We start from the raw sequence: 25,709 nt of genomic DNA, 5'->3' as shown, positions 1-25,709 counted from the left end.
AAAAATGAAGCTGCAAACGCGACTGGTGATCATTATTTGTTCATTGCTTTTATTTGTTATTATTTTTCTTTCCTTTTTGTTTCAGTACATGCTTGCGGCAACACTGAAAGAACAAATCGGAATGCGGGCGCTGAATGTAGCAGAAACGGTGGCCGCTACGCCGCACATTCGGAACGCTTTTAAACAGCCGAACCCTCATCAACAAATTCAGTCGTTTGCAGAAATGATTCGTCGAAAAACAGGCGCAGAGTACGTTGTCGTGGGAAACAGACAAGGAATTCGTTACGCCCATCCGCTCCCAGATCGAATTGGGAAGAAGATGGTCGGGGGAGATAATCACGAGGTGCTTAAAGGAAAAGCGATTATTTCTGAAGCGGTTGGTTCGCTCGGTCCGGCGATACGCGGAAAAGCACCGATTTTCAATGAGCAGGGAAATGTGGTGGGCATCGTATCGGTAGGCTTTTTGCTGGAAGATATTGAGGATATCGTTTGGTCATATACCTCAAACATTTTTTTATTTTCTATCCTTGCTCTATTGCTAGGGATTATTGGAGCGGTTGTTATTGCCAAAACGGTAAAAAAATCGATTCATGGATTGGAACCGAAAGAAATCGGGCTATTATACCAAGAAAAGCAGGCGATTTTAGAAGCGATTCGTGAAGGAATTGTTGCTGTGAATCAGGAAGGAATCATTACAATGGTCAATAAAACGGCGATGACGCTGTTAGGGTATAAAAGAGAACAAGATGTGCTAGGAAAATATATTTTACATATTATTCCTCATTCTAGGCTGTTAGAAGTAATTCGAACAGGTGAAGCAGAATATGATGACGAAATGATATTAGGTGAAGAAACGATCATTACTAATCGCATTCCGATTGTTGATAAAAAAGAAAACGTCATTGGGGCGGTATCGACATTTCGCAATAAGTCGGAACTGTACCGATTGACAAAAGAGCTTTCCCAGCTAAAAAGCTATGCCGAAGCACTGCGGGCGCAGACACATGAATTTTCCAATAAATTATATCTTATTTCTGGATTGATTCAGCTGGAATCTTATGAAGAAGCGTTGGAACTCATTACAAAAGAAACAAACATGCAGCAGGATATCGTTCGTTTTGTGATGAAAGAAGTACCTGACCCGATTGTTGGAGGGCTGTTAATCGGAAAATTTAACCGAGCTAATGAGCTGAAAATTCAATTTGATATTGATCGGCAAAGCAGCTTTAAAGATATTCCGAAACAATTGGACCGCGATCATCTTGTTACGATTATCGGCAATATTATTGATAATGCCATGGAGGCGGCATTGCACAATGGGCGTGACCAAAAGCGGGTCAACGTCTTTTTAACCGATCTTGGCGACGATCTAATCATTGAAGTGGAAGATAACGGAACGGGTATTCAGGAAGAGATTGCTGAACAAATATTTGAACGGGGATTTTCCACCAAGGGGAAAGCACAGAGAGGATACGGTCTGGATTTAGTAAAAAATTCGTTAAAGGTGCTTGGAGGGCACATTACTTATCAATCAGAGCGAGAAAAAGGAACCGTTTTTACCGTTATCATTCCGAAGCAACGGGAGGAATTATGATGGAATACACTATTCAAGTGCTCATTGTCGAAGATGATAAACGTATTGCCGAAATTAACCGCCGCTTTGTTGAAAAAGTAGAAGGATATAAAGTGGTCGGGATTGCCACAAACGAACAGGAAGGGAAAGAACTGATAGAAGTGCTGCAACCCGATTTAGTGCTGCTGGACATTTATTTTCCTGATATGAATGGGATTCAATTTTTAAAATGGATTCGCGAGCATTTTGCGAATATCGATATTATTATGATTACAGCTGCCAGAGAAATTGATACATTAAAGCAAGCGATGCATGGTGGAGTGTTTGACTATATTATCAAGCCGATTATGCTCGACCGTTTTACCGAAACATTGGTGAAATACAAAGAATATTTTTATAAAATGCATGAACTGATGAAGGAAAAAGAATTGATTGGACAGGAGGAAATCGATCAATTAATTCGACGGGAACGTACCTTTGGAGACGCAGAAGGGGAACTGCCAAAAGGAATTCACCGATTGACATTGGAGAAAGTGCTGGCGGTAGTGAAGCAATATCGAGACGGCATTACAGCGGAAGAAGTAGGGAAACTTATTGGCGCGAGCCGAACGACATCAAGAAGATATTTAGAATATCTTGTTTCCATTTCTCAAGTGACAGCTGACATTTTGTACGGCTCTGTTGGAAGGCCGGAGAGAATTTACAAGCTAAAACGATAGGGAGGAAGACAGCTTAGATGTTTTTATTCTGATTTTGCTTGATGTCATTTTACCGATATTTTGCTTGCAGGTATTTGCGGTTCCCATCGTTGCTGTTTTTTACGGTTTTCAGACGCCTTCTTCTTTCGCCGGCGCGGCGATTGCCGCTATGATTATGTTTGTATTGCATCTTGGTGGAGTGGAGTGATTACTTAATCGTTATTCATCGGTAGGCCGTATCCTTGCTCCAGAAACACGGCGTTTTATGCGTTGAAGATGGTCTCACTCTCACCGCAAATGAGTGAGAAGGATAAACCCAGAACACAGCGTTTTATCCGTGGAATATGGACACTACCGGATGATGCCGCTTAAGCGTATTGATTTCAATACTGTTTAGTTCAGAGACCGTGACGATGATGGTCTATCTCTCTAACCATTCAATGGAAATAACAAACGGCATGAACTTCTAGTTCGGCCGTTTGCTCTATTAAAACAGATGGATCAGGTAAAATATTTCAGATAAAACACGGATTTGATTGTTGGCCTGCAAACGTGGAAAGCCTGTTTTAAATGAAAATTGTCGTCGACCCCCAATCATGCAAAAATCCTGGGGGATCGACGACTCTTTCTAATCTCCAATGAGCCCACGCAAATCAAAGGATTGATAAAATGTAACTCTTTCGCTAAAATATAAATAACTCATAAATCATTTTAAACTAAATACTTATATAACAGTGATTTTTTGGGTTTTTATCTTAACTATGAGGAATTGAAACCCAAGCAAGGCGTACCGGATATCTTAGCCTGTATCGTTTTTATCTTAACTATGAGGAATTGAAACTCGCTCATTCCGATCCCCCCAACAATTCCGGGTTTTCGTTTTTATCTTAACTATGAGGAATTGAAACAAATCTCTCCTTTGTTTTTCGTTTTTTTATTTCCGTTTTTATCTTAACTATGAGGAATTGAAACATCGTAGGATGATCCGCACATCCAAATCATCCAACGTTTTTATCTTAACTACGAGGAATTGAAACGATTCCCTTGTCCGTCCATATCAATTGCCAATACTATTTTTATCTTAACTATGAAGAAAAATTTTAACCAAAAAAGCACGGCCTATGCGGTCGTGCTTCATCATTTTTATAATCGGGGAAACGGATATAAGTTAAGTTCGGAACATCAATGAGCCAGCCGATGTTTTTTGTGAAAGTGATGTCGGAGCGGGGGGCATGGAACATCAAAATAAACGAGAGAATATTTTGATCGTTCTCGTCAGATTAGGCAGTGCTTATTTCATAAGGTCAACTGCTTCGAAATAGTTGAATTTATTTGAGCTTCTTCAAATTTCAAAAGCAATCTCATTCTCCGGTCAATCGCAATTCTTTTTTGGCTTCTTTGTCGACTACAATTTTCTCATGGATATATCCGAATTTGTCTTTTGAAGTTCCGCAAACAGGACAATTTTGAAGTGAAAGAGGTAATTCCAAGCCACAGCTATTCAGCAGATCTTCATTGGATAAAATGTCCACTGCGGTTCCATCTGCAGCTATTTCTCCTTTTTTTATCACAATAATCCTTTTACAGGTTTCAAGTACCATGTCCAAATCGTGGCTGGTAATTATTTTTGTATGTTCAAAGCTTTTTAACAAATCAATTATTCTCCGTCTTGATTTTGGATCCAGGCCAGAAGTTGGCTCATCCATGATCAATACATCAGGTTGCATGGATAAAACGGATGCAATTGCGGCAGATCGTTTTTCTCCTCCTGATAGTTTATAGGGGGCTCGGTCTCTCAAATGAGGTATTCCAACCTTCTCCAGTGCCTGCATCACCCGTCTCTCCACGTCTTCCTCTTCCAGCTTATAATTTCGTGGTCCAAAGGCAACGTCTTCATAAACAGTAGTCATGAACAATTGGTCGTCAGGGTCCTGAAAAACCATTCCCAATCTTTGGCGAATCATCGGTAATGTCTTTTTGGTTACACGCACATCTCCTACCAGCACTTCTCCGCCATCCGGAAAATAAACTCCCATCAACAGCATTAGCAGCGTAGACTTCCCAGCACCATTTGCACCAATGATTCCGACTGATTCACCATGATAAATGGAAAAAGACATATTTTTAATTGCTTTATGTCCATCCGGATACGAAAAATGCAGATTCCTCACTTCAATTTTATGATGACTCATCCTATCAAATCACTCCTGTAAACAATGACCCTATCAATACAGGTATGTTGTAAATTCTTGCAATAATAAAAAATAGACTCCATCCGGCAAAATAGGCAAGATCTTTAAAGCTTAGTTTTGCAATATCTCCTGTATAATACTCTCCTGTAAAGCCTCTTAAATTCATTGCTTGATATACCCGCTCTGCTCTTTCAAAAGTCCTGAGCAATATTTGTCCGGCAAAAGAGCCCCAAGCGCTCCACTTTAATCCCTTTTGTCCTGGCTCCCTAAGTGAATACGCCCTTATCATCCTAGAAACCTCTTCGATCAGCACCGATATATATCGATATGTTAATAGAAGCTGTAAGACAAAAATCTTAGGTATTTTGAGCATCCGCAAAGCTGCAGCAAACCGATCCATCCCTGTGGTTGCAATGAGTAAAATGCTGGCTGTCACTGTTAAACTGCATTTTATTAAAATGGATAAAAAAGTAACCCAACCTTTTGAAATGGCAATTCCACCAAACAGCACTTTAGATTGATCAAACAATGGATTTAATATTCCAATTCCGATAATGAAAGGTTCAATAAGCAATATCATTTTTAAAAATTGGTGCAACTGGTAGCTCTGCAAAAGCAAAAAGTAGTATAGGATAAAAAATAAAAGGCAAAAGACCAATTATTTCATACCTTTCAAATGATACAACCACAGTCAAATAGACGACTGTGGTTAACAGCTTTATTAGTGGATGAATTCTGTGTATAAAGGTCTCTTTTCGCGCCAGATCATCCAGAAGCCTCATATTAGACAGCGAATTTATCATGTTCGACATTTACATCCATTCCTATTATATATTTTTAATAAACTAAAGGGAGGACCCCACCATAAAAATGATCAAGCGGTCGTTTTTATTTTTTTCCTTTTAATCAACATGATGCCCCACCCTGTAAATACGGCTAATGCAAGAGTCAATGCTCCTCCTACTATACCCGAAACGCTTGTCCCAGCATTAACAGCAGGCCACGCATTTTCAGCTTGTCCAGCTGTTTTTTCATTTTCACTTGCTTTAAAATCATAATCAGGCAATAATGCTGTTTTGCTTTGAATTTCAGAGAGTGTTTCATGAATGCCGTCAGGAGCTTCCAATTCTGCCGTACCTGCTGTTTTTTCGATAGACCATTCCAGTCCGTCAGGATTAGCGGATGCAAACCAAGAAAACAAACCGCCAACCACAACTACAGCGATTGAAAGGGCTGTCAATACTTTCTTCATAGATATATTGCCAAAGGCTTCCTCGTTTGCTACTTTTTCCAAAATATCAGGTCTAGCTCTCCATACGAAGGTAATGATTGCTGCGGTTACCAGCCCTTCAACTATTCCGATCGCAAGGTGTATCGGCTGCATTAACAATACGAATTTCTCAAAGGGCAATTCGGTTTTTCCTGATAAAAGAGTCTCAAGGACAACGCTAAAAGCACCCAATTGGAGAGCAACCAGTGCTGAAGCCATCGAACCAGCAAAAATCCTTTTGGAAGTAATACCTTTACGTGTAAACCATTTATATATGAATGGATATGCTATAAAGCACGTATAAAAACCAAGGTTAAATACGTTGCAGCCATAAGCAAGCAATCCGCCGTCACCAAAGAACAATGCCTGTATCAACAAAATCGAAGCCATTGTTAAAAATCCCGCATAAGGACCTAATAATATTGCCAGCAGCATTCCTCCTCCGAGGTGTCCGCTTGAACCAGTGCCTGGTATTGAAAAATTAATCATTTGTGCTGCAAAAACAAATGCTCCCATCACTCCCATTAAAGGAATTTTCTTTTCATCCAGCTCATTCTGGAGTTTTTTGATTGAATAAGCTGCAACTCCAGCAGTAGTTGCCAGCATGGTTCCACCAACAGCTGGTGAAATCAAGGCATCCGCCATGTGCATCATATTCACCCCTTTGTAACATTATTTTTAGAATTTTTAAAATAATTTGTAAGACGAGCGTATCACGGTTTGACAAGAATGGTCAAGAGAATGTTAAGTTACACGACTTTCAATGGTCAGAAATGTTCAGCTTTGTTGAACGCGATTTGTTTTTGTTCAGCAATTACAATCTTTTGCTATCCAGCATTTTCTCACTATCCGGCTTCTGGATTTGAAACGGGGGAGGAGATGGATTTTTACTGGTACTCATGTTGTTTTCGGCTCATCGTTAAGGGTCAACTAGTATCGCAGATTTTTTTTGCCGGGTCATAGATGTCGAAAATTACATTTTTATGATCGCTGTTGCGTACAGCCGGTAATTCCGTCAATGTTTTGCGAAGTTTTTTTCTTATCGGCGATTAATGAATCTATCCATATAAACGGGCAGTTTTTTTAAAATTGGATTTGTCCGCATTTAACAGGTTCACAAAAATATCAATTTATTTACAACGTTTGGAAGCTAGATATGTTGATTTTTAAAGAAAAAATTTTAACAAAATAATTGTAAAACGATTTCATTTTGTTTTATAATTTTACTAAACCGGTTTATGAAAACGCTTATAAATACTAAATCGATTTAGTAATGAAAGAGGGATCCCTTTGAAGAAAGTTACGATGGCTGACGTCGCAAAGTTGGCGGATGTCTCGAAAAGCACGGTGTCGCAATATTTAAATAAACGTTATGAATATATGAGCGAGGAAACGAGAAAACGAATTGCCATGGCGATTAAGGAATTGGGATATCAACCGAATATTATCGCCCGCAGCTTAAAACAGAAAACAACGATGACAATCGGAGTGGTCGTCTTCAACATTATGCATATGCTTACGACGCAAGTGCTGCATGCGATTGAGGAAGAGTGCCAAGAGCGGGGTTTCCATGTTATCGTCTCTAATTCCGATGATGATCCGGAGAAAGAAAAGAAATATATTGAGATGCTGCGGGCAAAACAAGTCGATGGTTTGATTATTTTTCCAACAGGAAAAAACGCTGATATATATCAAAAATTACTTGAAGAACGGTTTCCGCTTGTGTTTGTCGATCGGATGGTTCCGGAGGTCAAAGCGGACGCAGTTCTGCTTGATAATCAAAAGGCTGCTGAATTGGCGGTCGAATATTTTGCTGAGCGTGGTTACGAACACATCGGAATTGTCACTCCGCCGCTTGTTTCCCATATCGTTCCGAGGATGGAGCGCATTGAAGGATTTCGGCAAGCGTTAGTAAAAAAGGGACTTCCAGTTGTTGACGATTATTTTATCACAACGGAGATCCCTCGTATTCAAAAAGAATTGACAAGGTTGTATGAATCCGGCCGCTTGCCGGAAGCATTGTTTGCGATCAATGATTTAACATTGATGGAAGTTTTGTATTTTATTAAAGGAAATCATATTAATACTCCTGACGAATTGGCGATCATCAGCATTGACGATGTGCCGTTTGCCCATGTTTATACGCCGACGTTGACGACGATCTCGCAGCCGACGTTTGCCATGGGGAAAAAAGCGGCAGAACGGCTTTTTTTGCAAATCGCCAAAAAAAGCGAGCATCAACCGCAAGTTTTTCGTTTTTCGCCTACGTTTATCGAACGAGGATCGGTAAAGGAAAAAACATCATAGAAAGAGGGAGCAGACATGGAAGCAAAACAACCAGTTGTAATTGGTGTCGATATCGGAACGACGAGCACAAAAGCGGTGGCGTTTGGCGAACAGGGGCGGACGCTAGCCTCCCACGCAATTGATTATCCAATAATACAGCAGCATCCAGGCTGGGCGGAGCAGGATCCGGAGGAGATTTTCGCAGCTGTTGTGAAAACTGTAAACGCTGTTATTTCTAAGTTAAAAATTCCTTCTAGCCAAGTGAAGGCGATCGGATTCAGCGCGGCGATGCATTCATTAATGGCGCTTGATGTATCAGGACGCCCGCTTACCCGCTGCATTATTTGGGCCGATAACCGCAGTGTCGAACAAGCGGAGCGGCTTTTGGATGAATTAAGCGGCATAAGCATTTACAAACGGACTGGAACCCCGATTCATCCGATGTCCCCGCTTCCGAAATTGCTTTGGCTGAAAGAGGAACAGCCTGATTTATTCCGTCAGACGCACAAATTTGTATCGATGAAAGAATATGTGCTGTATCAATTATATGGCCAATATGTTGTCGACTATTCGATCGCCTCAGCAACGGGTCTGTTCCGCTTAGATACGCTTGATTGGGATGAGGATGTTCTTAAACTTCTCGGAATGACAAGAGCGCAGTTATCGAGCTTGGTGCCAACGACGCACATATTGCGGGGGATGAGGAAAGAATGGGCTGAGCAAATGGGCTTGGATCCGAACGTCCCTGTCGTTGTCGGAGCTAGTGACGGGGTGCTCGCTAATGTCGGCGTCGGAGCGATTTTGCCCGGGGAGGCGGCGATTACGATAGGAACAAGCGGCGCGGTGCGGACGATTTCCCCAATTCAAAAAACAGATGAAAAAGGGCGGACGTTTTGTTATGCGCTTACACCAAATCATTGGGTCGTTGGCGGGCCGACGAACAATGGCGGTATTTTGCTGCGTTGGCTGCGTGACGAATTTGGCAGCCCAGAGCGCGAAGTGGCGAAAAGGCTCGGCATTGATCCATATGAACTGCTGACAAAGTACGCTGAAAGAGTTCCAGCAGGTTCAGAAGGATTGCTGTTTCTTCCATTTTTGTCTGGCGAACGTGCACCGTACTGGAATGCGAACGCAAGAGGGACTTTTTTCGGCATCAGCCTCCGTCATAAGCGGGAGCATTTTATTCGCTCGGTGATGGAAGGGGTATGTATGAGCGTCTTTTCTGTCGCTCTGGCGATTCGCGATGTCACAGGGCCGCTGTCGGAAATCCGCGTATCTGGCGGTTTTGCGAAATCTCCGTTTTGGCGGCAAATGCTTGCCGATATGATGGGAAAAGAGCTGTTAGTACCGGAAACGCACGAGGCGTCTGCGCTAGGCGCTGCAGCATTGGCATTGTATGCGCTTGGCGATATTCCATCGCTTGATACGGTGAAAACGTGGATTCATATTTTATCACGCCATGTGCCAAATGAAGAAAATACGCTTATTTATTCCGAACTATTTGATATATATACACGATTATATGATCGCTTAAAGGATGAGTTTGATGTGATTGCTTCTTTCCAGCGTAGAAATGGATAGCTACTAAATCGGTTTAGTTTGCATCAAACAGAAAAGAGGAGGAATGGAAATGGGAATCGCGATTGTTATTGCTGCGATTGTTGTGTTATTGCTGCTCATCACGGTTGCGAAAATGCATCCGTTTGTCGCTTTGATTTTGACATCCGTTGGAGTAGGGCTGGCAATGGGGATGCCGCTGATCGCACCGTCGCCGGAAACGCCGGGAATTATTGATTCGATTAAAGCAGGTCTTGGCAATACGCTTGGCTTTTTGGCGATCGTATTGGCGCTTGGAACGATGCTTGGAAAAATGATGGCGGAGTCCGGAGGCGCTGAACGCATTGCGAAAACATTGATTGACCGTTTTGGCCAAAAACGCGTCCATTGGGCAATGATGGTCGTCGCATTTTTAGTGGGGATCCCAGTATTTTTCCAAGTAGGATTCGTGCTATTAATTCCGCTTGTGTTTACAATTGCAATGGAAACAGGAATTTCACTTGTGACAATTGGTATTCCGCTAGTTGCCGGATTATCTGTCGTGCATGGACTTGTTCCGCCGCATCCGGCTGCTATGGCTGCCGTCGGCATTTTTAAAGCCGATGTCGGGACAACAATTCTTTATTCGCTTATTGTCGGGCTGCCGACAGCCATTATCGCCGGCCCGTTGTTTGGAAAATGGATCGGGTCGCGCATGTATAAACAAGTGCCTGGTGAAATCGCCGAGCAGCTTGTACAGCATAAAGAAAAGAAAGACCTCCCTGGCTTTGGCAACACGTTATTTACGATTCTGCTTCCGGTTATTTTAATGCTGGTTGCTTCCATAGCTAATGTTACGCTGGATCAAGCGTCGGAAGCATCGAAAGTGCTGCGCTTTATCGGGGATCCGATCATAGCGCTTTTGATCGCGACGATTTATTCGTTCTTTAGCCTTGGCTACGCTCGAGGATTCAATCGCGATAAAGTATTAAAATTTGCCAATGACTGCCTTGGTCCTGTCGCCAATATTTTGCTTGTCATCGGCGCTGGCGGGGCGTTCAATAAGGTGTTGCTTGATTCTGGCATTGGCGACCAAATCGCAGACTGGGCTACACATTCGCAAATGTCTCCGCTGCTGTTAGGTTGGGGAATTGCCGCGCTCATTCGGATTGCGACAGGTTCTGCGACGGTATCGATGATGACAGCGGCAGGCATCGTTGCCCCAATTGCGGCCAGCATTCCTGGCACGAACGCTGAATTGCTTGTATTAGCGACAGGAGCGGGATCACTCATTTTATCGCACGTCAACGACTCCGGCTTCTGGATGATCAAAGAGTATTTCGGCATGACCGTCAAAGAAACGTTGATGACATGGACCGCAATGGAGACAATTATTTCTGTCGTCGCTTTTGCGCTGATTGCGTTGCTGGATTTATTAGTGTAAGATATAAAAAATGTCAGGCGCTTTCGCAAAACCCTGTCAAGTGGGCATTTCCGACTGAGATCGAACAACAATGCTGTAATAGTCACTTGCACATAACTCTGTCAAGCAGATATTAAAAAAAGAGTATATGAAGCTGCGGCCTTTTCTCGATACTCAACCGGGGAAAGGCCGTTATTTTTTCTTGGAAACGACTGTAATGGTAAAAAATGAATATATTCTTCAATCGCAATTACAAGCCTTAAAGAATCACACATTTATTTTTTTTTGATCATCAAACTAATCCAGCAGGAAATTGCGTAAGGACTTCTAAAAGCGTGAGACTAATCGCTCGCTGAATCGTATAAAAAAGGAGATGCCGTCAAAACTATGTGTTTTTTGTTCATCTAAATGTAAAAAGCAGGTGAATATGCGAAATTAGAAGAACGGAACATTCGTTAAAAATTCGTCCAACGACATAAAATTTAGAAGTTGTATTTGATAGAGCATTTTTATTTAGGTTCAAAAGAAAAATCCTTGGGCTATTGTTTATTGCTATTATATTTTTCGAATAAATTCGTCCACAGAATAATAGAACACTGCACGAATAACTGCATAAATCAGTAATTCAGGAGGAGACTGTAATGCAAATATAGATATAGAAAGACAGTATACAATTGCTTTGACTAATAGTCGATTTTCTTTTTTCATAATACTTTTACTTAAAATTTCAGAGAGGATTGATGCGGATACCCCATACAACAAAACAATGAAAGATACATAGAAGCCAGCAGATAAAAATATAGGAAATATTTCATCAGGAGTTTCCATCCTGAATCTAGGGATTAGACAGATCGTTATCAGTACTGATACCAACCAATATGTTGTGAGATTTCTAAATAAAAATGCTTTCATTCATACTACACGACCTTTTTTATGTTTATCCATCGGTTTTAATACAATGTAAATTAGCAGTAAATGACAGTTTCATAGAGATTTTATGTTAAGCAGCGATGGATAAATGAATGCGGAGTTGAAAAATATTAAAATATATAGTCCTGTTTGTTTGGACAACTCTTTTTGTATGTATACGATATGATTATGCCGAAAAATTTTTTATACATCTTGATAGGAATACCTGTTTTATTAGTAAGTTCATTTTTTCTTTTGAAAATTCTTAATGAGAATCGAGCAAACGATTGAGTTTTAAATATCGACATTTGAAATTCAAAGGATAAGAATGTAATTTAATTACGGTTCTATGTCAATTGTTTTGGCGATCATTAATTTAATGACATTCGATCTATTTAGGACGATACAAAGTGGCTACGGCTAACGATCACAAGCGCAATTATTGTGTCAGTGATCGGAGGAGTCGTAGCTATTATTTTTGCTGCATTGAAGTAAGTGTTCAGTGACGGAAAAAATCGTGCGGTAGACAAGTAACTCATTTGTTGAATTGCTATGCTTCTGCTGTTTCTCTTGCCCTAGGTCTTGAATACACTAATGTTGGAGCAATGACAATTAGAAAGGAGATGTTCAAATGGAAGCTATTCTATCAATTGAGTTCACTGCATATGTGGCATTAGCAGTTTTGCTGTACGCAATCCGTCAAGCAACCAATCTTTCGAATCGCTACATTCCGATTGTCGCAGTTGTACTTGGCGTTGCTTTCTCTATTTTTGAAGCCAGCGCTTTCTCGTTTGAGGTTTTAGTAAACGGATTAAAATATGCCTTGTATGGGATCGGATCCGTCGCTGCAATCAAATATGCTCTTGAAAAGACAACGGAGAAATAATGGCAGACAAATCCGGGGCGATTGCTGGTTGGAAAAGTATAAAGTGTTTCCTTTCTTGACAGCTGCATAAGCGTACTTGAATCAGCTAGAGGAACAAGCGGTTTGGCCGGAAATGGTAACAACCAGATGGTTCGTTTTTCGGGCAACACCATCACAATGCCAACCAAAGAATATAAAGGTTTTGTTGTCAATGTGAAGTTAAAAAGTACGAAATCTGGGCAGGAAGCGTCGAACATCTAGACGCTTTTTTGTTGATAATAAACGTTGCAAAGCTGAACTTGGTGAAAAAGATTATGTTTAAACCGTAAAGAAGTTAACGCTGCCGGCTATGTATGCGCCGGAGCGGACGAGTTGACCCAAAAATGCTTGAGAAATATTGTTCATATAATTTTTGGATTTAACAATCAATTCTTGTATAAATTTACATCTGGTGTATAATCAATTTGAGATTCAAAACAATCACCATATTACAAAATCAATAGATCAAAATGTTCCAAAGAAAGAAGAGATCGAGAAAAAGCTGGTGGAATATTGTCTAAGATACAGAAGCAGCAGTAAAAAGCATTCTGTAAAAAACACGGATTAAAACAAACTGGAATTGTCGATCTGCAAACAAACGTTATGTTTTAAAAATAATGAAATTTGTCGTCGACCTCCAATCGTGCAAAAAACCTGGGGGATCGACGACTCTTTCAAATTTCCATTGAGCCCGCACAAATTAAAGGATTGATAAAATATAACTCCTTCGTTAAAATGAAAATAACCAATCAACCATTTAAAACGAAATGCTTATTTAACAACATTTTCTGGGGTTTTTATCTTAACTATGAGGAATTGAAACACGAAACTCCGGTAAGTCTTTCTAATTGGAATATCGTTTTTATCTTAACTAAAAGGAACTTAAATAAGGCACTTTGTTTCGAAAATGCATAGTTCCAGCGTGTTTTTTATTTTTAACTGAGAAAAATATTAAACAAAAAAGCACGGCCAATATCAATACGGTCGTGCTTAATCTATTTTTATGGTCGGAGGAACGTATTGTAGATCCGGACATCAATGCGTGAGCAATGCCTTTGTTGCATAAACATTTGTTTTGCCCACTCCTTGTGCGAGATAAATCAGTTTGAAGACCTTTGCCGATTCGACTTCTTTTTTTCGAATTTTGTTGCGAAATTTGGGAACTACACAACGCTGCATATGGTTTTTTGGATAAACGGTTTATTGGCCTCTTCTATACTGGAAAGTACATTGAGTGACCTAAAAACACTTAATCTTAATTGGCTAATCTAGTTAACTCAAAAAAAGAAGAGTGCGAGTACTCTCTAGTTTTTATTGCTCCTCACGAAATTCCCTTTCAATCTATTGACCCAAAACCCTCCTTTAAAGTATTTCGGTTCGTATGAAATTACAAATGATTGAGGAGAGAGTTCATTAATCAAATACAATAAATTTTTTTCATTATTCCGTTTTGTTAACACTTGTAAGATAAGGCGCTTGCCGTTTTTTCCATCTCCATACCAAGATGTAACCCCATAGCCATGGTTTCGCAGGTATGAAGGCAGTTCATGCTCTAAAGAATCAACGACTATTTGAACCGTCACATATCCAAGAGCCATGTACTCTTCAATTTTGCTTCCAAAATAAACTCCAATTCCCCATCCCATGCAATAAGCAAACACGTTGATTGGATTATCCAGATTATCTAAGACGATAGTTAATCCCATTAAATATACAAATACTTCAAACATAGATAAAAAAGAAGCGATGAGACTGTATCCCTTAATCACTAGAATCGTGCGAAGGGTAACTGAAGCCATATATAAAATGTTAAAACCAATAATCGTTAATATAAGAAAAATCATCGATATCAAATCAACTAATCCCCCTCTACGGTAGTCATCTTTGGTTGTATTTTTTCTTGCAACTCCTATGCCAATAGATCTTGTCATATAAAAACCAATCAAAAAAATGTCCTCTGGAATTTTGTAAAAATTTTTTTACAGACGTGTCTAATTTTTTTACTGTTTTCTCATAAAAACCATGAAATTTACTTGCTAATAAGTTGGCATGCATTTTGCATTATAGTTAAATAGATGAATTGTAAATATTCATTTATTTCTCAATATTCAATAATTTTAAATTGAATTGATAAAGGGGGGGCTGTTATTTGGAATTGTTGGATTTCATTTTTTTAAATTGGCATGATATTGTTCGTATGACTTGGGAACACATTGAATTGGTTGGGCTGTCAGTAGGTGTCGCCATTATAACCGGAGTTCCATTCGGGATTTATATCAGCCAGAAAGAAACCTTAGCGAATCTCGTATTAACCGTGGCCGGGATCATTATGACCATTCCGAGCATAGCCTTGTTCGGAATTATGATTCCGATTTTGTCAATCATCAATCAAGGAATCGGGTTTGTACCAGCATTTATCGCATTATTTCTTTATTCACAATTACCAATTATTCGAAACACTTATGTAGCAATAAAAAATGTTGATCCAAATGTTCGTGATGCTGCAATTGGAATGGGAATGACTACATGGGAACGTTTGTACAAAGTAGAAATTCCCATAGCTCTTCCGGTAATTATGGCTGGTGTGCGAATGGCTGTCGTTCTTATTATTGGAATAGCAACAATAGCAGCTTATATCGGAGCAGGTGGTTTTGGCGAATATATCGCAAGAGGGATTTCCACAAGCTATAAAACGATGGTTCAAGCGGGAGCAATCGGGGTATCCATATTAGCCATTACAATAGATTTTGTTTTAGGAAGAATTCAGAAAAAGCTTTCTCAAAAGGTGCCAAAAGTGACGAGATTAAAAGAAGTTTAAGAAAAAGAGGTGAAAAAATGATAGAGTTTAAAAACGTGTCAAAGATTTACGAAAGTGGAAACAAACAAGTAAAAGCAGTAGACAACGTCAGTCTTCATATCGAAAAAGGGCAAATATGTGTGTTTCTTGGACCTTCTGGATGCGGAAAAACAACGCTGTTGCGGATGGTCAATCGTTTGATTCCGATTTCAAATGGTTCGATATTCATTGACGGAAAAGATATAAGTAAGCTCAATCCGATTGAATTAAGGCGCTCCATTGGTTATGTAATTCAGCAAGTCGGATTGTTTCCGAATATGACAATCGAGGAAAACATTTCGGTCGTTCCAAATTTATTAGGATGGGATCGGGTGAAGATCAAGAAAAGATACAATGAGCTCATGGAAATGGTTGGACTTGATCCAGAAGAATACAGAAAAAGGTTTCCTTGGGAATTGTCTGGAGGACAACAACAACGTATCGGCGTTGCGAGGGCGCTTGCGGCAGATCCGCCCGTCATGCTGATGGATGAACCTTTTGGTGCACTTGATCCGCTTATAAGAGAGCGTTTACAAAATGAGTTTTTACGCATTCAAGAAAATGTGAAAAAGACGATTCTTTTCGTCAGTCACGATATTGATGAAGCGATCCGATTGGCGGATAAGATCGCGATTTTTAAATCGGGTCAATTAATGCAGCATGGAACTCCTGATGAAATTTTATCTAATCCAAAGAATGATTTTGTGCGGGATTTTGTAGGAAGCGACAGGGAATTAAAACGGCTGACTTTGTTCACTGTCAAAGATTTGATAAGCAAGATTGATCACTTTCAAAAGAGAACGACAAGAAATGATTATCATGATTTTGTTGTGAAAGTGAATACCGATTTGCGAACGACGCTTTCGGTTGTTTTGTCTTCGCCGACGGGGAATGCTTGGGTAGTTGACGAAAAAGATCGCAGGATCGGACTGTTAAGTTTAGATGATTTTGAGATCGTTACGGATATCCATACGAAGAAATTAAAGCCGATCGTAAATCAGGGGTGATTTTAGTGCGAGGAAAAAAACTAGAGCTGTCCTTTCGTATAGCTATAACGCTATTAATCATTTGTCTGTTTATATGGGCTTATTTTGAGGGAGCATTTCAATTTATCAAAGATAACCCCGGCGATTTGATCATCTTGCTTCAACAGCATGTAAAAATAGTAGGCTTGTCTGCAATGTTGGCGGTGGCGTTTGCCGTTCCGGTAGGAATCTTTATTACGCGGCCTCGCTTCAAGAAATATGATTGGATCGTAATCAATTTTGCGAACATTGGTCAAACGATCCCCACCCTAGCCGTTCTAGCTCTTATTATGAGTTATTTGGGCATCGGGTATACAACGGCTGTGTTTTCCCTCTGGCTTTATTCTTTATTGCCGATTTTGCGAAATACGGTTGTAGGTATTAAAAGCGTCAACCCATCTATCATCGATGCGGGAAAAGGAATGGGAATGACCTCATGGCAGATCCTATGGAAGCTCGAACTGCCGAATGCATTATACGCCATCTTAGCGGGCATACGAACTTCCATTGTGATCAACGTAGGCTCGGCAGCTCTGGCATTCTTGATTGGAGGAGGTGGTCTAGGAGATTTAATTTTTACCGGCATATCGTTATATGACACTGGAATTATGCTGTCGGGAGCTGTACCGGTTACCCTTTTGGCTATTACATTAGATTTTCTGCTAGGAAAACTAGAGAAGATTATCATCCCAAAAGGACTTCAACGGAACGAGGAAACAGTATAAGAAAGCGAGGAGGATGAACATGAAATCCAATGTGAAGAGAATGAGGAGCTTCGTATTCCTGCTTATTGCCATATTGATGCTGACTGCTTGTGGAACTTCGAATTCAAAAACTTCAACGGATGAGAATCGTACATCCGACAATCAATCGAAAGGTAAGATTACAGTTGGAGGCAAAGACTTTACCGAACAGCACATTCTTACGAAAATTACCTCCATTTACTTGAAAGAAAAAGGCTATGATGTCAAAGAAGCAACGAACATGGGGAGTACTGTTGTTCGACAAGCTTTAGAAAATGGACAGATCGACCTTTATTGGGAATACACGGGTACTGCGTTAGTAATCTATAACCATCAGCCTGTGGAAACAGATCCCGATGCAGCCTACGAGAAAGTAAAAGAAATCGATCAGAAAAAAGGATTGGTTTGGCTGAACAAGGCCGAATTGAACAATACCTATGCGATTATGATGCTCGAAAAGAAAGCGAATGAACTGGGAATCAAGACGATCTCTGATCTGGCCGATTATGTGAACAATCATAAGGAGATCAAATTTGCTTCCAATGCCGAATTTTATGCACGACAAGACGGGTTAAGAGGATTGGAGAAAAAATATGAATTTAAATTCCAGCCAAAAAATGTTATCAAAATGGAGACCGGGCTGCTGCCTAACGCATTAAAAGAAGGACAAGTAGATGCGTCTATCGGCACTTCTACTGACGGACGTATCAAAGAATTCAACCTGATCATATTGGAAGATGATAAACATTATTTCCCAGCTTACAATGCAGCACCTGTCGTTAGAGAAGAATCTTTGGAAAAAAATGAGGAGCTGGCTGATCAGTTGAATGAATTGTCGAGTCGTCTAAATTCTGAAACGTTGATTCAATTGAATTACATGGTGGACGTTGAACATAAAGATGTTGCGGAAGTTGCCAGAGAATGGCTCACATCCCAAAACTTGATTAAATGATGATTCGAGATTAGTTCAATAGAGAGCTTTTGAAAATTTTTTCAAGGAAGTGTAATGGGAGATATCAAAAAGCTAATATCCGTTTTCGAAAAAAAGAAGCATTGATTAATATTATCGATTGCACGATCGGCGGCTTCTACTCGAATGCGGTTACATCGTAAAGAAATTTGCATATGGACAATACACTATGGCTGCAATTTTTTTAAAAAGAAAGGATGATTGCTCAATGAAGATTACTAAAGTGATAACACAGTGGATTCGTATACCTTTAGAAAGACCTGTCGGATTTTCAATTAAGACTTTGACGCACCGTGAACATATCCTGGTGAGGATCCAATCTGATCAAGGTATCGAGGGCGTTGGATTTTGCCTGCAGGATATAAGCGGTCGGGCAGCGAAAGCCGCAATGGACGATTTGCTGGTGCCCATGCTGCTCGGAGAAGATCCGCGCAATATCAACAAAATATGGGAAAAAATGTACTGGCAAACGGTACGGGCAGGGCGAAGAGGAAACCTCTTACATGCTCTTTCAGCAATCGATATAGCCCTTTGGGATCATCAGGCTAAATTGGCCGGGATGCCATTATATAAATTGCTTGGGGCTTACCGTGAAGAAGTGCCGTGTTACGCTTCTGGCGGATACTATTACGAAGGCTTAGAAGTCTTTACGAAACTGGAACAAGAAATACAAGGGTATATGGATCAAGGGTTTCGTGCCGTGAAAATCAAGGTTGGCAGGTTGGATCCAGTCCAAGAAGCCAAACGTGTAAAACTTGTCAGGGATTTAATCGGTCCAGACGTTAAACTGATGATTGACGCAAACCAAGCTTACCTGGACGTCAATGAATGCATCGAATTATGTAAAAGAGTAGAAGAATACGATATTACGTTTTTTGAAGAACCGCTCCCTATCGATATGGTGGAAGCCTATGTACGCCTGCGAAAACAAACGTCCATTCCGCTTGCTACTGGAGAAGTTGGAGCTACACGTTGGGAATTCCAGGAGCTCATCCGGCAGGGCGCTTTAGATTATATCCAACCTGATGCAACCATGTGCGGCGGTGTATCGGAATGGCTTAAGATCGCAGCTTTGGCAAGTGCGCAAGGAGTAACCATTGCTCCGCATTACCATTGGGATGTTCATGTACATTTAGGATGTGCCACTAGAGAAGTTGCAATTTTGGAAAAATTTATAGGCACCGATGTTAAGAATTTTGATTTAATCATTAACAGCCCGCTGCAAGTTACTCCGCGCGGTACACTTGTACCACCTGAAGGGCCCGGCTTGGGCATCGAATGGAACGAACAGGCTATCAGAAAATACTTAGTTGATGAGAAGGTGATGGCCTATGACTCAGTTCCAAAGGGTGTTTAACATTTTTTCAGCCCATTTTAACAATAACGGCTGTCTTACTGAATAAAGCCTTTATTCATTCGTTTATTTATAAATAACCGTCAGCAGATTATGGAAATTAGTGTTGGTACGAATTTCTGCATTCATTAATCGACGTTTGATGAAACGAATTAGACACAAGGGGAGGAAATTATTGGGGCGGCCAGTGTTGCTGCTGGCTCAGCCTGTCAAATCTATGTAATTTGGATGCGGTACTTGGGAAGGAGAGACGTTCATAATGTTTGATATGCCGTTAGCGCAATTACAGAAATATACAGGAATAAATCCGAAACCGGTTGATTTTGCTGACTATTGGAGTCAAGCGTTGGAGGAATTATCGGTTCAATCGTTGCATTATGAGCTGATTCCGGCAGCATTTCAAACGACTGTGGCGAACTGCTATCATTTATATTTCACGGGAGTTGGCGGGGCGAAGATTCACTGTCAGTTAGTCAAACCGAAAGTGCAGAAGGAGAAAACACCAGGGTTAGTATGTTTTCACGGATACCATTCGAACAGCGGGGACTGGGTAAATAAACTGGCGTATGCCGCATCCGGTTTTACAGTGCTGGCAATGGATTGCCGCGGCCAAGGAGGAAAGTCAGAGGATAATCTGCGAGTGAAAGGTTCGACATTAAAGGGTCATATTATTCGCGGAATTGACGATCCAAATCCTCATCAACTTTATTATCGAAATGTTTTTTTAGATACGGCTCAAGCGGTAAGAATTTTATGCTCTATGGAGCATGTCGATCGTGAACGAATTGGCGTATACGGCGAATCACAAGGAGGAGCGCTAGCTTTAGCGTGTGCGGCACTGGAACCATCGGTGATAAAAAAAGCTGTTGTGCTCTATCCCTTTTTATCAGACTATAGACGGGCACAAGAATTGGATATGAAAAATACCGGGTATGAGGAAATTCATTATTATTTTCGATATTTAGATCCCACACATGAACGGGAAGAAGAAATATTTTACAAATTGGGTTATATTGATATTCAGCATTTAGCTGATCGGATTTGTGCTGATGTTTTATGGGCGATTGCTCTAGAAGACCAAAAATGTCCTCCGTCTACGCAGTTTGCCGTTTATAACAAAATTAAGTCAAAAAAAGAAATGGTTTTTTACTATGAATATGGTCATGAATATTTACCGATTATGGCAGACCGTACTTATACGTTTTTTTCCGATCTTTTACGCAAGGAAAATGAATAAAAAGCGGTTTCTACAATGAATCAATCATTGATGGATGAGATGGACAGAGTAAGAAGTGTGTTACAGTGCGAGACATTGGCAAAAAGCAGTGTCACCGTTTCCAAATCACGTATTTCTTAACCTGATATAAAGCTGCATAACCCTTAAATTGATTTAGGAGGAGAATTCGATGAAAGAACGGAAAATCAGCTTTTACAGCGAAGGGTATAAATTAGATGGTACTTTATACCTTCCGGATGATTACCAACCGGGAGAAAAAAGACCTGCAATTATTCCGAATTCAGGTTACAACGGGCTTAATGTTTTTTATCCCCGGCTTTTTGCGAAAAATCTTACGGAGTCTGGTTACGTCTGTTTAGGATTTGATTACAGGGGATTCGCCAACAGCGAAGGGGTCAAGGGGAGAGTGATCTTGGACGAACAAGTTGAAGATATAAAAAATGCGATTTCATTCCTGCAGATTCAGGAAGAAGTGGATCCTGAACGTATCGGTCTAATAGGCTGGGGAATGGGTGCTTCAAACGTGGTAAGGGTTGCGGCCAGTGATAAACGGGTAAAAGCGGTAGCTGCTTTGAACGGTTTTTTTAACGGAGAACGATGGCTTAAGACGGTCCATTCCTATGTTGACTGGGCGAGAATTTTGCAAACGGTTGAAGAAGATAGGATCCGTCGGGTTACTACGGGACAATCATTACTGGCAGACGCATTTATCCATTATCCTTTAGACCCTGCAACAAAAGATTACGTTGATAAAGAATTGGCGCCGCTCACTCATTTTGGCAAACTGACTGCATTGCAATTTACCGAGTCGATCATTCAAATGAACGCGGAAAAAGTCGTGGCGGATATTTCTCCAGCTGCTCTGTTTGTGGCCCATGGAAAAGACAATTTGCTCCATCCGGTGGAAGAGTCTATCTCCTTATATGAAAATGCAAGAGAACCGAAACTATTTTATTTGATCGATGGAAAACATAATGATTTCATGTATCACGATCATCCGGTTTTCAGAAAATTGTTACAAAAGGTGGCGGAATTCTTCGGGAAATATATAGGAACTTTTTCCGCATTATCTGAAAACAATTTAAAGTAAAGAAGCCAAATATACGCCCAGTGAATACCAGCTGGGTGTATTCGCACTACTAAGAAAGGGAGATGGGATCATGACATCATATCATCCGCTATTAAAAGATGCGATAGAATTGCATTGCCATAGCTACCCCAGCATTTTTCCAAGAAAACAAACGGATTGGGAATTAATTGAAGATGTCAAAAGAGCTAAAATGGCCGGAGTTGTTTTGAAAGCCCATGAAACTCAGACAGTTGATCGGGCTGCTTTGATACGGGAAAAAGAACCGCACCTGCATGTTTACGGCGGTTTGGTATGCAACCATTTTACTGGCGGTTTGTCTCCAGCTGCGGTCGATGTCGCTATTCGTTTAGGTGCGAAAATTATATGGATGCCAACCGTTTCAGCGAAAGAGCATTGCTGTCACTTTGGCCGAAAGAAGACTCGTCTTTTTAATACAGATCGTCCATTGATTCAACCTGAAAATGGTCTTGAGATCTGGGATGAAAATCGCAAAATTTTTCCTGAAGTTCATGAAATCCTTTCTTTAATCGCTGAAGCAAACATCATTTTGGCAACTGGTCATTTAAATCCGGAAGAAGTGATGGCTCTCGTTGAAGCCGCAAAGCAGCACAAAGTGGAGAAAATTTTAATCCAGCATGTTGATTTAGGAATCGCCCCCATTCCGTTTGATTTTCAGAGAGAACTGAGCAAAAAAGGAGCGATTTTAGAAAAATGTTATCTGGCCTGCAGCAGTGATTTTCATGATCTCTCAATAGAAGAGATGGCAGAAAACATAAAACGCTTGGGAGCAAAAGCGTGTGTACTGGTTACAGATTATGGGCAGGAGCATAACATTCCCCCGGTCAAAGCACTAAGCAGCTTTGTAGAAGACATGTTATCATCGGGAATTACTGAAGCTGAAATAGAAAAGATGATTGTACACAATCCAAAACAATTGTTGGGTATCTAACTTTTTGATAGCTGTAAGGGGAGAACAGCTCGGATGAACCAAGCATGTGCAGGCATCATGATGTTCTTGCGGAAGCATGCGGATTAGAAAGAGTGGAGGGAAGGAGATGGCAAAACCTAAAAAACCGTTTAAAGTGGCATGCGTACAATTTAATCCAAAGCTGAACGAAAGAGACGAAAATATTAAGGCTTTATATGACGTCGTAGCAGAGGCAGCTAAGAACGGAGCAAAACTCATTGTAACTCCCGAGATGGCGACAACTGGCTATTTTTACCGAGACCGGGAAGCGATACGGCCGTTCGTTGATACGATCCCTGGCTTTACCACCCGATGTTTCGAGAAAATCGCAAAAAAATACTTTTCGTATATTGTTATAGGCATGCCTGAAGTCGATCCTGAAACGGACATTTTTTATAACTCAGCTGCATTGATTGGACCAGACGGATATATTGGAAAATATAGAAAAATTCATTTGTGGGAAACTGAGGTACATTGGGCTGCTGGTGGAGATGAAGAAATTCCTGTATTTGATACGGAAATAGGCAATATTTCTATAAACATCTGTATGGATATGATTTATTTTGAATCAGCTCGTCTAGCCGCACTAAAAGGTGCTGATATCCTCGCATTCTTGACGAATTCTACTGGACAATCCGTTGCGGTTCTCCAGGCCAGAGCGGAAGCAAATGGTTTATATATCATCAGCGCCAACCGCTCAAATGCGGAGAACGATTATCATATGATCGGGGCCAGTGCGGTCTGGTCGCCGGAAGGGGAAAAGCTCGCAGAGGCTGATTTGGTTGAAACAAAAGAAAATACGGTTGATGCCCCAACGATTCTTTACTGTCAAATTGACCCTGCAAAGTATGATAATCCGGTCAAAAAAAGATTTGCAGAAAGAAGACCCGAACTTTATAAAGACTTGATGTTATATAAAGCACCATGGGATTTTAAGAAAACGGCGGCTTCCAGAAACATTTGGGCTGCGATTGTACAATACGAACCAGCTTTGGGAAATAAGGAAGCGAATTTAGTCAAGATTAAACGCATGATTTCAAATGTTGCGCTTGAGAGTAAAGAAAAAAGAAAATTGGATTTAGTTGTGCTTCCGGAGCTTTCTCTTACTGGGACCGTGGATCACTTAAAAGCAGACGATATTTTTGCATTGTCTGATACTTTGGACAGCATTTGGGTGCAAAAGTTATTGGAACTCGCAAAGGAATTCGGCATTCATATGGTTTTTGGGTTTGTGGAAAGACAAGGCGATCATCTCTACAATTCGGCGATTCTTGCTGGTCCGAAAGGCGAAATCATGGGAATATACAGAAAGACACATTTACACAATGCCGAAAAAGCTTGGGCGACCCCCGGGGATAAAATTGAGGTCTTTCATTCAGAAGCTATCGGTGATATCGGAATCATGATCGGGTACGATGCGGTTTTTCCAGAAGTTGCAGGGGTATTGGCGGTTAAGAGAGCTGATATGATAGTTATACCGTCAAGCTGGCAAGGAGAATTTGGAAGAGATTTAAAAAGCAGCATATCGAGAAAGAAATATCCGCAAGGCTCCGTTTCAACTTGGGATGCCATCGCTGCTGGCGCCCAAGCATACACGATTGTTTCAAACTTTGTAGGGACTGACAAGAAATTTTTAGGAAGAAGCGGGTTGTATACGTTAGATCCCATCTACGGATTAGATTCACCTGTGGGAGCTTCTTCAAATCAAGAAGAGGTTTTAGTGGCAAACTTCGAAACTATACAAAATGATTGGTGGTTTAACCAAGAAAAATTAATTCAATCGAGAAGAACGTTTTGTTATAAACGGCTTGTCTACTGAAATATAAGAATATAACTTTCATTATGCTTTACTCTTGATAAATCCGACCCCCCCTAATGAATTTGGACACTTGAAAAAGTTGTTTTTCATAATTGAAGTGACCAAATGATGGGGGCTTTTGATATATAGGAAAGAAATTTATGCTGCAAACAGCGAAACAAGCATTAAAACATTAGCGGGTTGATGGGATGTATTCAGCCCGAATCACGTGCACTTATGGGTAAAAGCGATATAGAAATCCTTTCAGCAGAAGTAAAAAATTGAAGGATAAGGACGACCAATTCAAGAATTTATGTTTAGAAATGTATTATGGAGTAATTTAAAAGAAGAAGAACCTTCGCTTATTGAATAGCGTGAAGAAGCCGAGAAGTGGAGCAAGAATGGAAATTCAATTACAAAAGATTTTAGGAATCAATCGCACGATCTGCTATTACCGCCAAAATGGAAAAGTCGAGAAAAAACAGTATGCTGGAGACGTCCGGCACCCGGCTGCTCTCTGACAAAACCGGGAGATACGATTCAAGAATATACTCTCTTTCTTTTGAGGCTTTCTGTAAGAGCGTGGAATTCCGTCTAGGACGTCCCAGCGTTTCATCGTTTACTGGAGAAGGAATGTGTTTGACTGCAACAGGCTTATCGATCTGTGCTGAAGTATATGTTTTTTACGACCGATTTATTTTATATATTTAATCCTCCGACAAAAGAGCGAAAACAAAGTCATTCATTCGTGGAAGTTCGAATATAAGGCAAGAGGATTTCGTTTTCTAGCCAAGAAAGGGAATTTTCAAGAATCACCTAAAATAAGCGGCCAAAATTAGGGGAGCAATCCTATAGTCAGGATTTTTCTAACTTCGGGCTGTCGAAATTTTTATATATT

Annotated in this window: 19 protein-coding genes and 1 CRISPR repeat array; of the genes, 15 read left to right on the top strand and 4 right to left on the bottom strand. The window is 40.5% G+C overall.

The window, feature by feature from the left end; all coding sequences use genetic code 11:
* The first annotated feature begins 4 nt into the window (after positions 1–4).
* Both ACVIJU_RS11265 and ACVIJU_RS11260 read left to right on the top strand, forming a co-directional pair.
* The gene (locus ACVIJU_RS11265) at positions 5–1,594 is read left to right on the top strand and encodes a sensor histidine kinase (RefSeq protein WP_327873727.1); all 1,590 of its coding nucleotides are present in this window, start codon (positions 5–7) and stop codon (positions 1,592–1,594) included.
* Entirely contained in the window at positions 1,594–2,292 is a 699-nt protein-coding gene (locus tag ACVIJU_RS11260; protein WP_082829387.1) for a response regulator, read from the top strand. Before ACVIJU_RS11265 ends, ACVIJU_RS11260 begins: the two co-directional genes overlap by 1 nt.
* A gap of 725 nt (positions 2,293–3,017) precedes the next feature.
* Positions 3,018–3,308: direct repeats of the CRISPR family, unit length 30 nt; unit sequence GTTTTTATCTTAACTATGAGGAATTGAAAC.
* Positions 3,309–3,632: 324 nt separating this feature from the next.
* On the opposite strand, the gene ACVIJU_RS11255 is transcribed toward ACVIJU_RS11260, so the two are convergent.
* From ACVIJU_RS11255 to ACVIJU_RS11245, 3 genes are all read right to left on the bottom strand, one after another.
* Positions 3,633–4,463 carry an energy-coupling factor ABC transporter ATP-binding protein gene (locus ACVIJU_RS11255; RefSeq protein WP_261308718.1) on the bottom strand — a complete coding sequence of 277 codons (831 nt, stop codon included), beginning with the start codon at positions 4,461–4,463 and terminating at the stop codon, positions 3,633–3,635.
* A 4-nt stretch (positions 4,464–4,467) separates the two neighbouring features.
* Positions 4,468–5,061, bottom strand: a complete 594-nt coding sequence (gene cbiQ / locus ACVIJU_RS11250) for a cobalt ECF transporter T component CbiQ (protein ID WP_456687624.1) — start codon at positions 5,059–5,061, stop codon at positions 4,468–4,470.
* 276 nt (positions 5,062–5,337) lie between these two features.
* Positions 5,338–6,384 (bottom strand): energy-coupling factor ABC transporter permease, encoded by a 1,047-nt coding sequence (locus ACVIJU_RS11245; RefSeq protein ID WP_456687942.1) that lies wholly within the window; start codon positions 6,382–6,384, stop codon positions 5,338–5,340.
* A gap of 639 nt (positions 6,385–7,023) precedes the next feature.
* Between ACVIJU_RS11245 and ACVIJU_RS11240 the strand changes: the two genes are divergently transcribed.
* The 4 genes from ACVIJU_RS11240 (at position 7,024) to ACVIJU_RS11225 (ending at position 12,773) form a co-directional block, all read left to right on the top strand.
* Positions 7,024–8,040, top strand: a complete 1,017-nt coding sequence (locus tag ACVIJU_RS11240) for a LacI family DNA-binding transcriptional regulator (protein WP_063388183.1) — start codon at positions 7,024–7,026, stop codon at positions 8,038–8,040.
* 15 nt (positions 8,041–8,055) lie between these two features.
* Positions 8,056–9,600 (top strand): gluconokinase, encoded by a 1,545-nt coding sequence (gene gntK, locus ACVIJU_RS11235; protein ID WP_327855866.1) that lies wholly within the window; start codon positions 8,056–8,058, stop codon positions 9,598–9,600.
* A gap of 49 nt (positions 9,601–9,649) precedes the next feature.
* Positions 9,650–10,999, top strand: a complete 1,350-nt coding sequence (locus ACVIJU_RS11230) for a GntP family permease (protein ID WP_130157838.1) — start codon at positions 9,650–9,652, stop codon at positions 10,997–10,999.
* Positions 11,000–12,518: 1,519 nt separating this feature from the next.
* On the top strand, positions 12,519–12,773 hold the full coding sequence (locus tag ACVIJU_RS11225; RefSeq protein WP_063388730.1) for a hypothetical protein: 255 nt from the start codon (positions 12,519–12,521) through the stop codon (positions 12,771–12,773).
* A gap of 1,322 nt (positions 12,774–14,095) precedes the next feature.
* Here ACVIJU_RS11225 and ACVIJU_RS11220 read toward each other — a convergent pair.
* Entirely contained in the window at positions 14,096–14,635 is a 540-nt protein-coding gene (locus ACVIJU_RS11220) for a DUF2179 domain-containing protein (RefSeq protein ID WP_456687941.1), read from the bottom strand.
* Between the two features lie 305 nt (positions 14,636–14,940).
* Between ACVIJU_RS11220 and ACVIJU_RS11215 the strand changes: the two genes are divergently transcribed.
* The 9 genes from ACVIJU_RS11215 to ACVIJU_RS11175 all read left to right on the top strand — a co-directional run bounded on the left by ACVIJU_RS11215 (position 14,941) and on the right by ACVIJU_RS11175 (position 24,832).
* Complete coding sequence (locus tag ACVIJU_RS11215; protein WP_277986825.1) at positions 14,941–15,609, top strand: ABC transporter permease; 669 nt, start codon at positions 14,941–14,943, stop codon at positions 15,607–15,609.
* Positions 15,610–15,626: 17 nt separating this feature from the next.
* Positions 15,627–16,634: an ABC transporter ATP-binding protein gene (locus tag ACVIJU_RS11210; RefSeq protein ID WP_429652866.1), complete on the top strand. Its 1,008-nt coding sequence runs from the start codon at positions 15,627–15,629 to the stop codon at positions 16,632–16,634.
* A gap of 5 nt (positions 16,635–16,639) precedes the next feature.
* Entirely contained in the window at positions 16,640–17,377 is a 738-nt protein-coding gene (locus ACVIJU_RS11205; RefSeq protein WP_339230605.1) for an ABC transporter permease, read from the top strand.
* Between the two features lie 19 nt (positions 17,378–17,396).
* Positions 17,397–18,347 carry a glycine betaine ABC transporter substrate-binding protein gene (locus ACVIJU_RS11200; protein ID WP_242513820.1) on the top strand — a complete coding sequence of 317 codons (951 nt, stop codon included), beginning with the start codon at positions 17,397–17,399 and terminating at the stop codon, positions 18,345–18,347.
* Between the two features lie 241 nt (positions 18,348–18,588).
* The gene (locus tag ACVIJU_RS11195; RefSeq protein WP_456687623.1) at positions 18,589–19,722 is read left to right on the top strand and encodes a mandelate racemase/muconate lactonizing enzyme family protein; all 1,134 of its coding nucleotides are present in this window, start codon (positions 18,589–18,591) and stop codon (positions 19,720–19,722) included.
* Between the two features lie 256 nt (positions 19,723–19,978).
* Positions 19,979–20,956 (top strand): alpha/beta fold hydrolase, encoded by a 978-nt coding sequence (locus ACVIJU_RS11190; RefSeq protein WP_456687622.1) that lies wholly within the window; start codon positions 19,979–19,981, stop codon positions 20,954–20,956.
* 169 nt (positions 20,957–21,125) lie between these two features.
* The gene (locus ACVIJU_RS11185) at positions 21,126–22,046 is read left to right on the top strand and encodes an alpha/beta hydrolase (protein WP_456687621.1); all 921 of its coding nucleotides are present in this window, start codon (positions 21,126–21,128) and stop codon (positions 22,044–22,046) included.
* Between the two features lie 70 nt (positions 22,047–22,116).
* Positions 22,117–22,995 (top strand): DUF6282 family protein, encoded by an 879-nt coding sequence (locus tag ACVIJU_RS11180; RefSeq protein ID WP_456687620.1) that lies wholly within the window; start codon positions 22,117–22,119, stop codon positions 22,993–22,995.
* A 106-nt stretch (positions 22,996–23,101) separates the two neighbouring features.
* Entirely contained in the window at positions 23,102–24,832 is a 1,731-nt protein-coding gene (locus tag ACVIJU_RS11175; RefSeq protein WP_456687619.1) for a nitrilase-related carbon-nitrogen hydrolase, read from the top strand.
* The last annotated feature ends 877 nt before the right edge of the window (positions 24,833–25,709 follow it).

The sequence above is a fragment of the Aeribacillus sp. SP014 genome (assembly GCF_054055575.1).
This window is presented reverse-complemented; position numbering and strand designations above follow the sequence as displayed.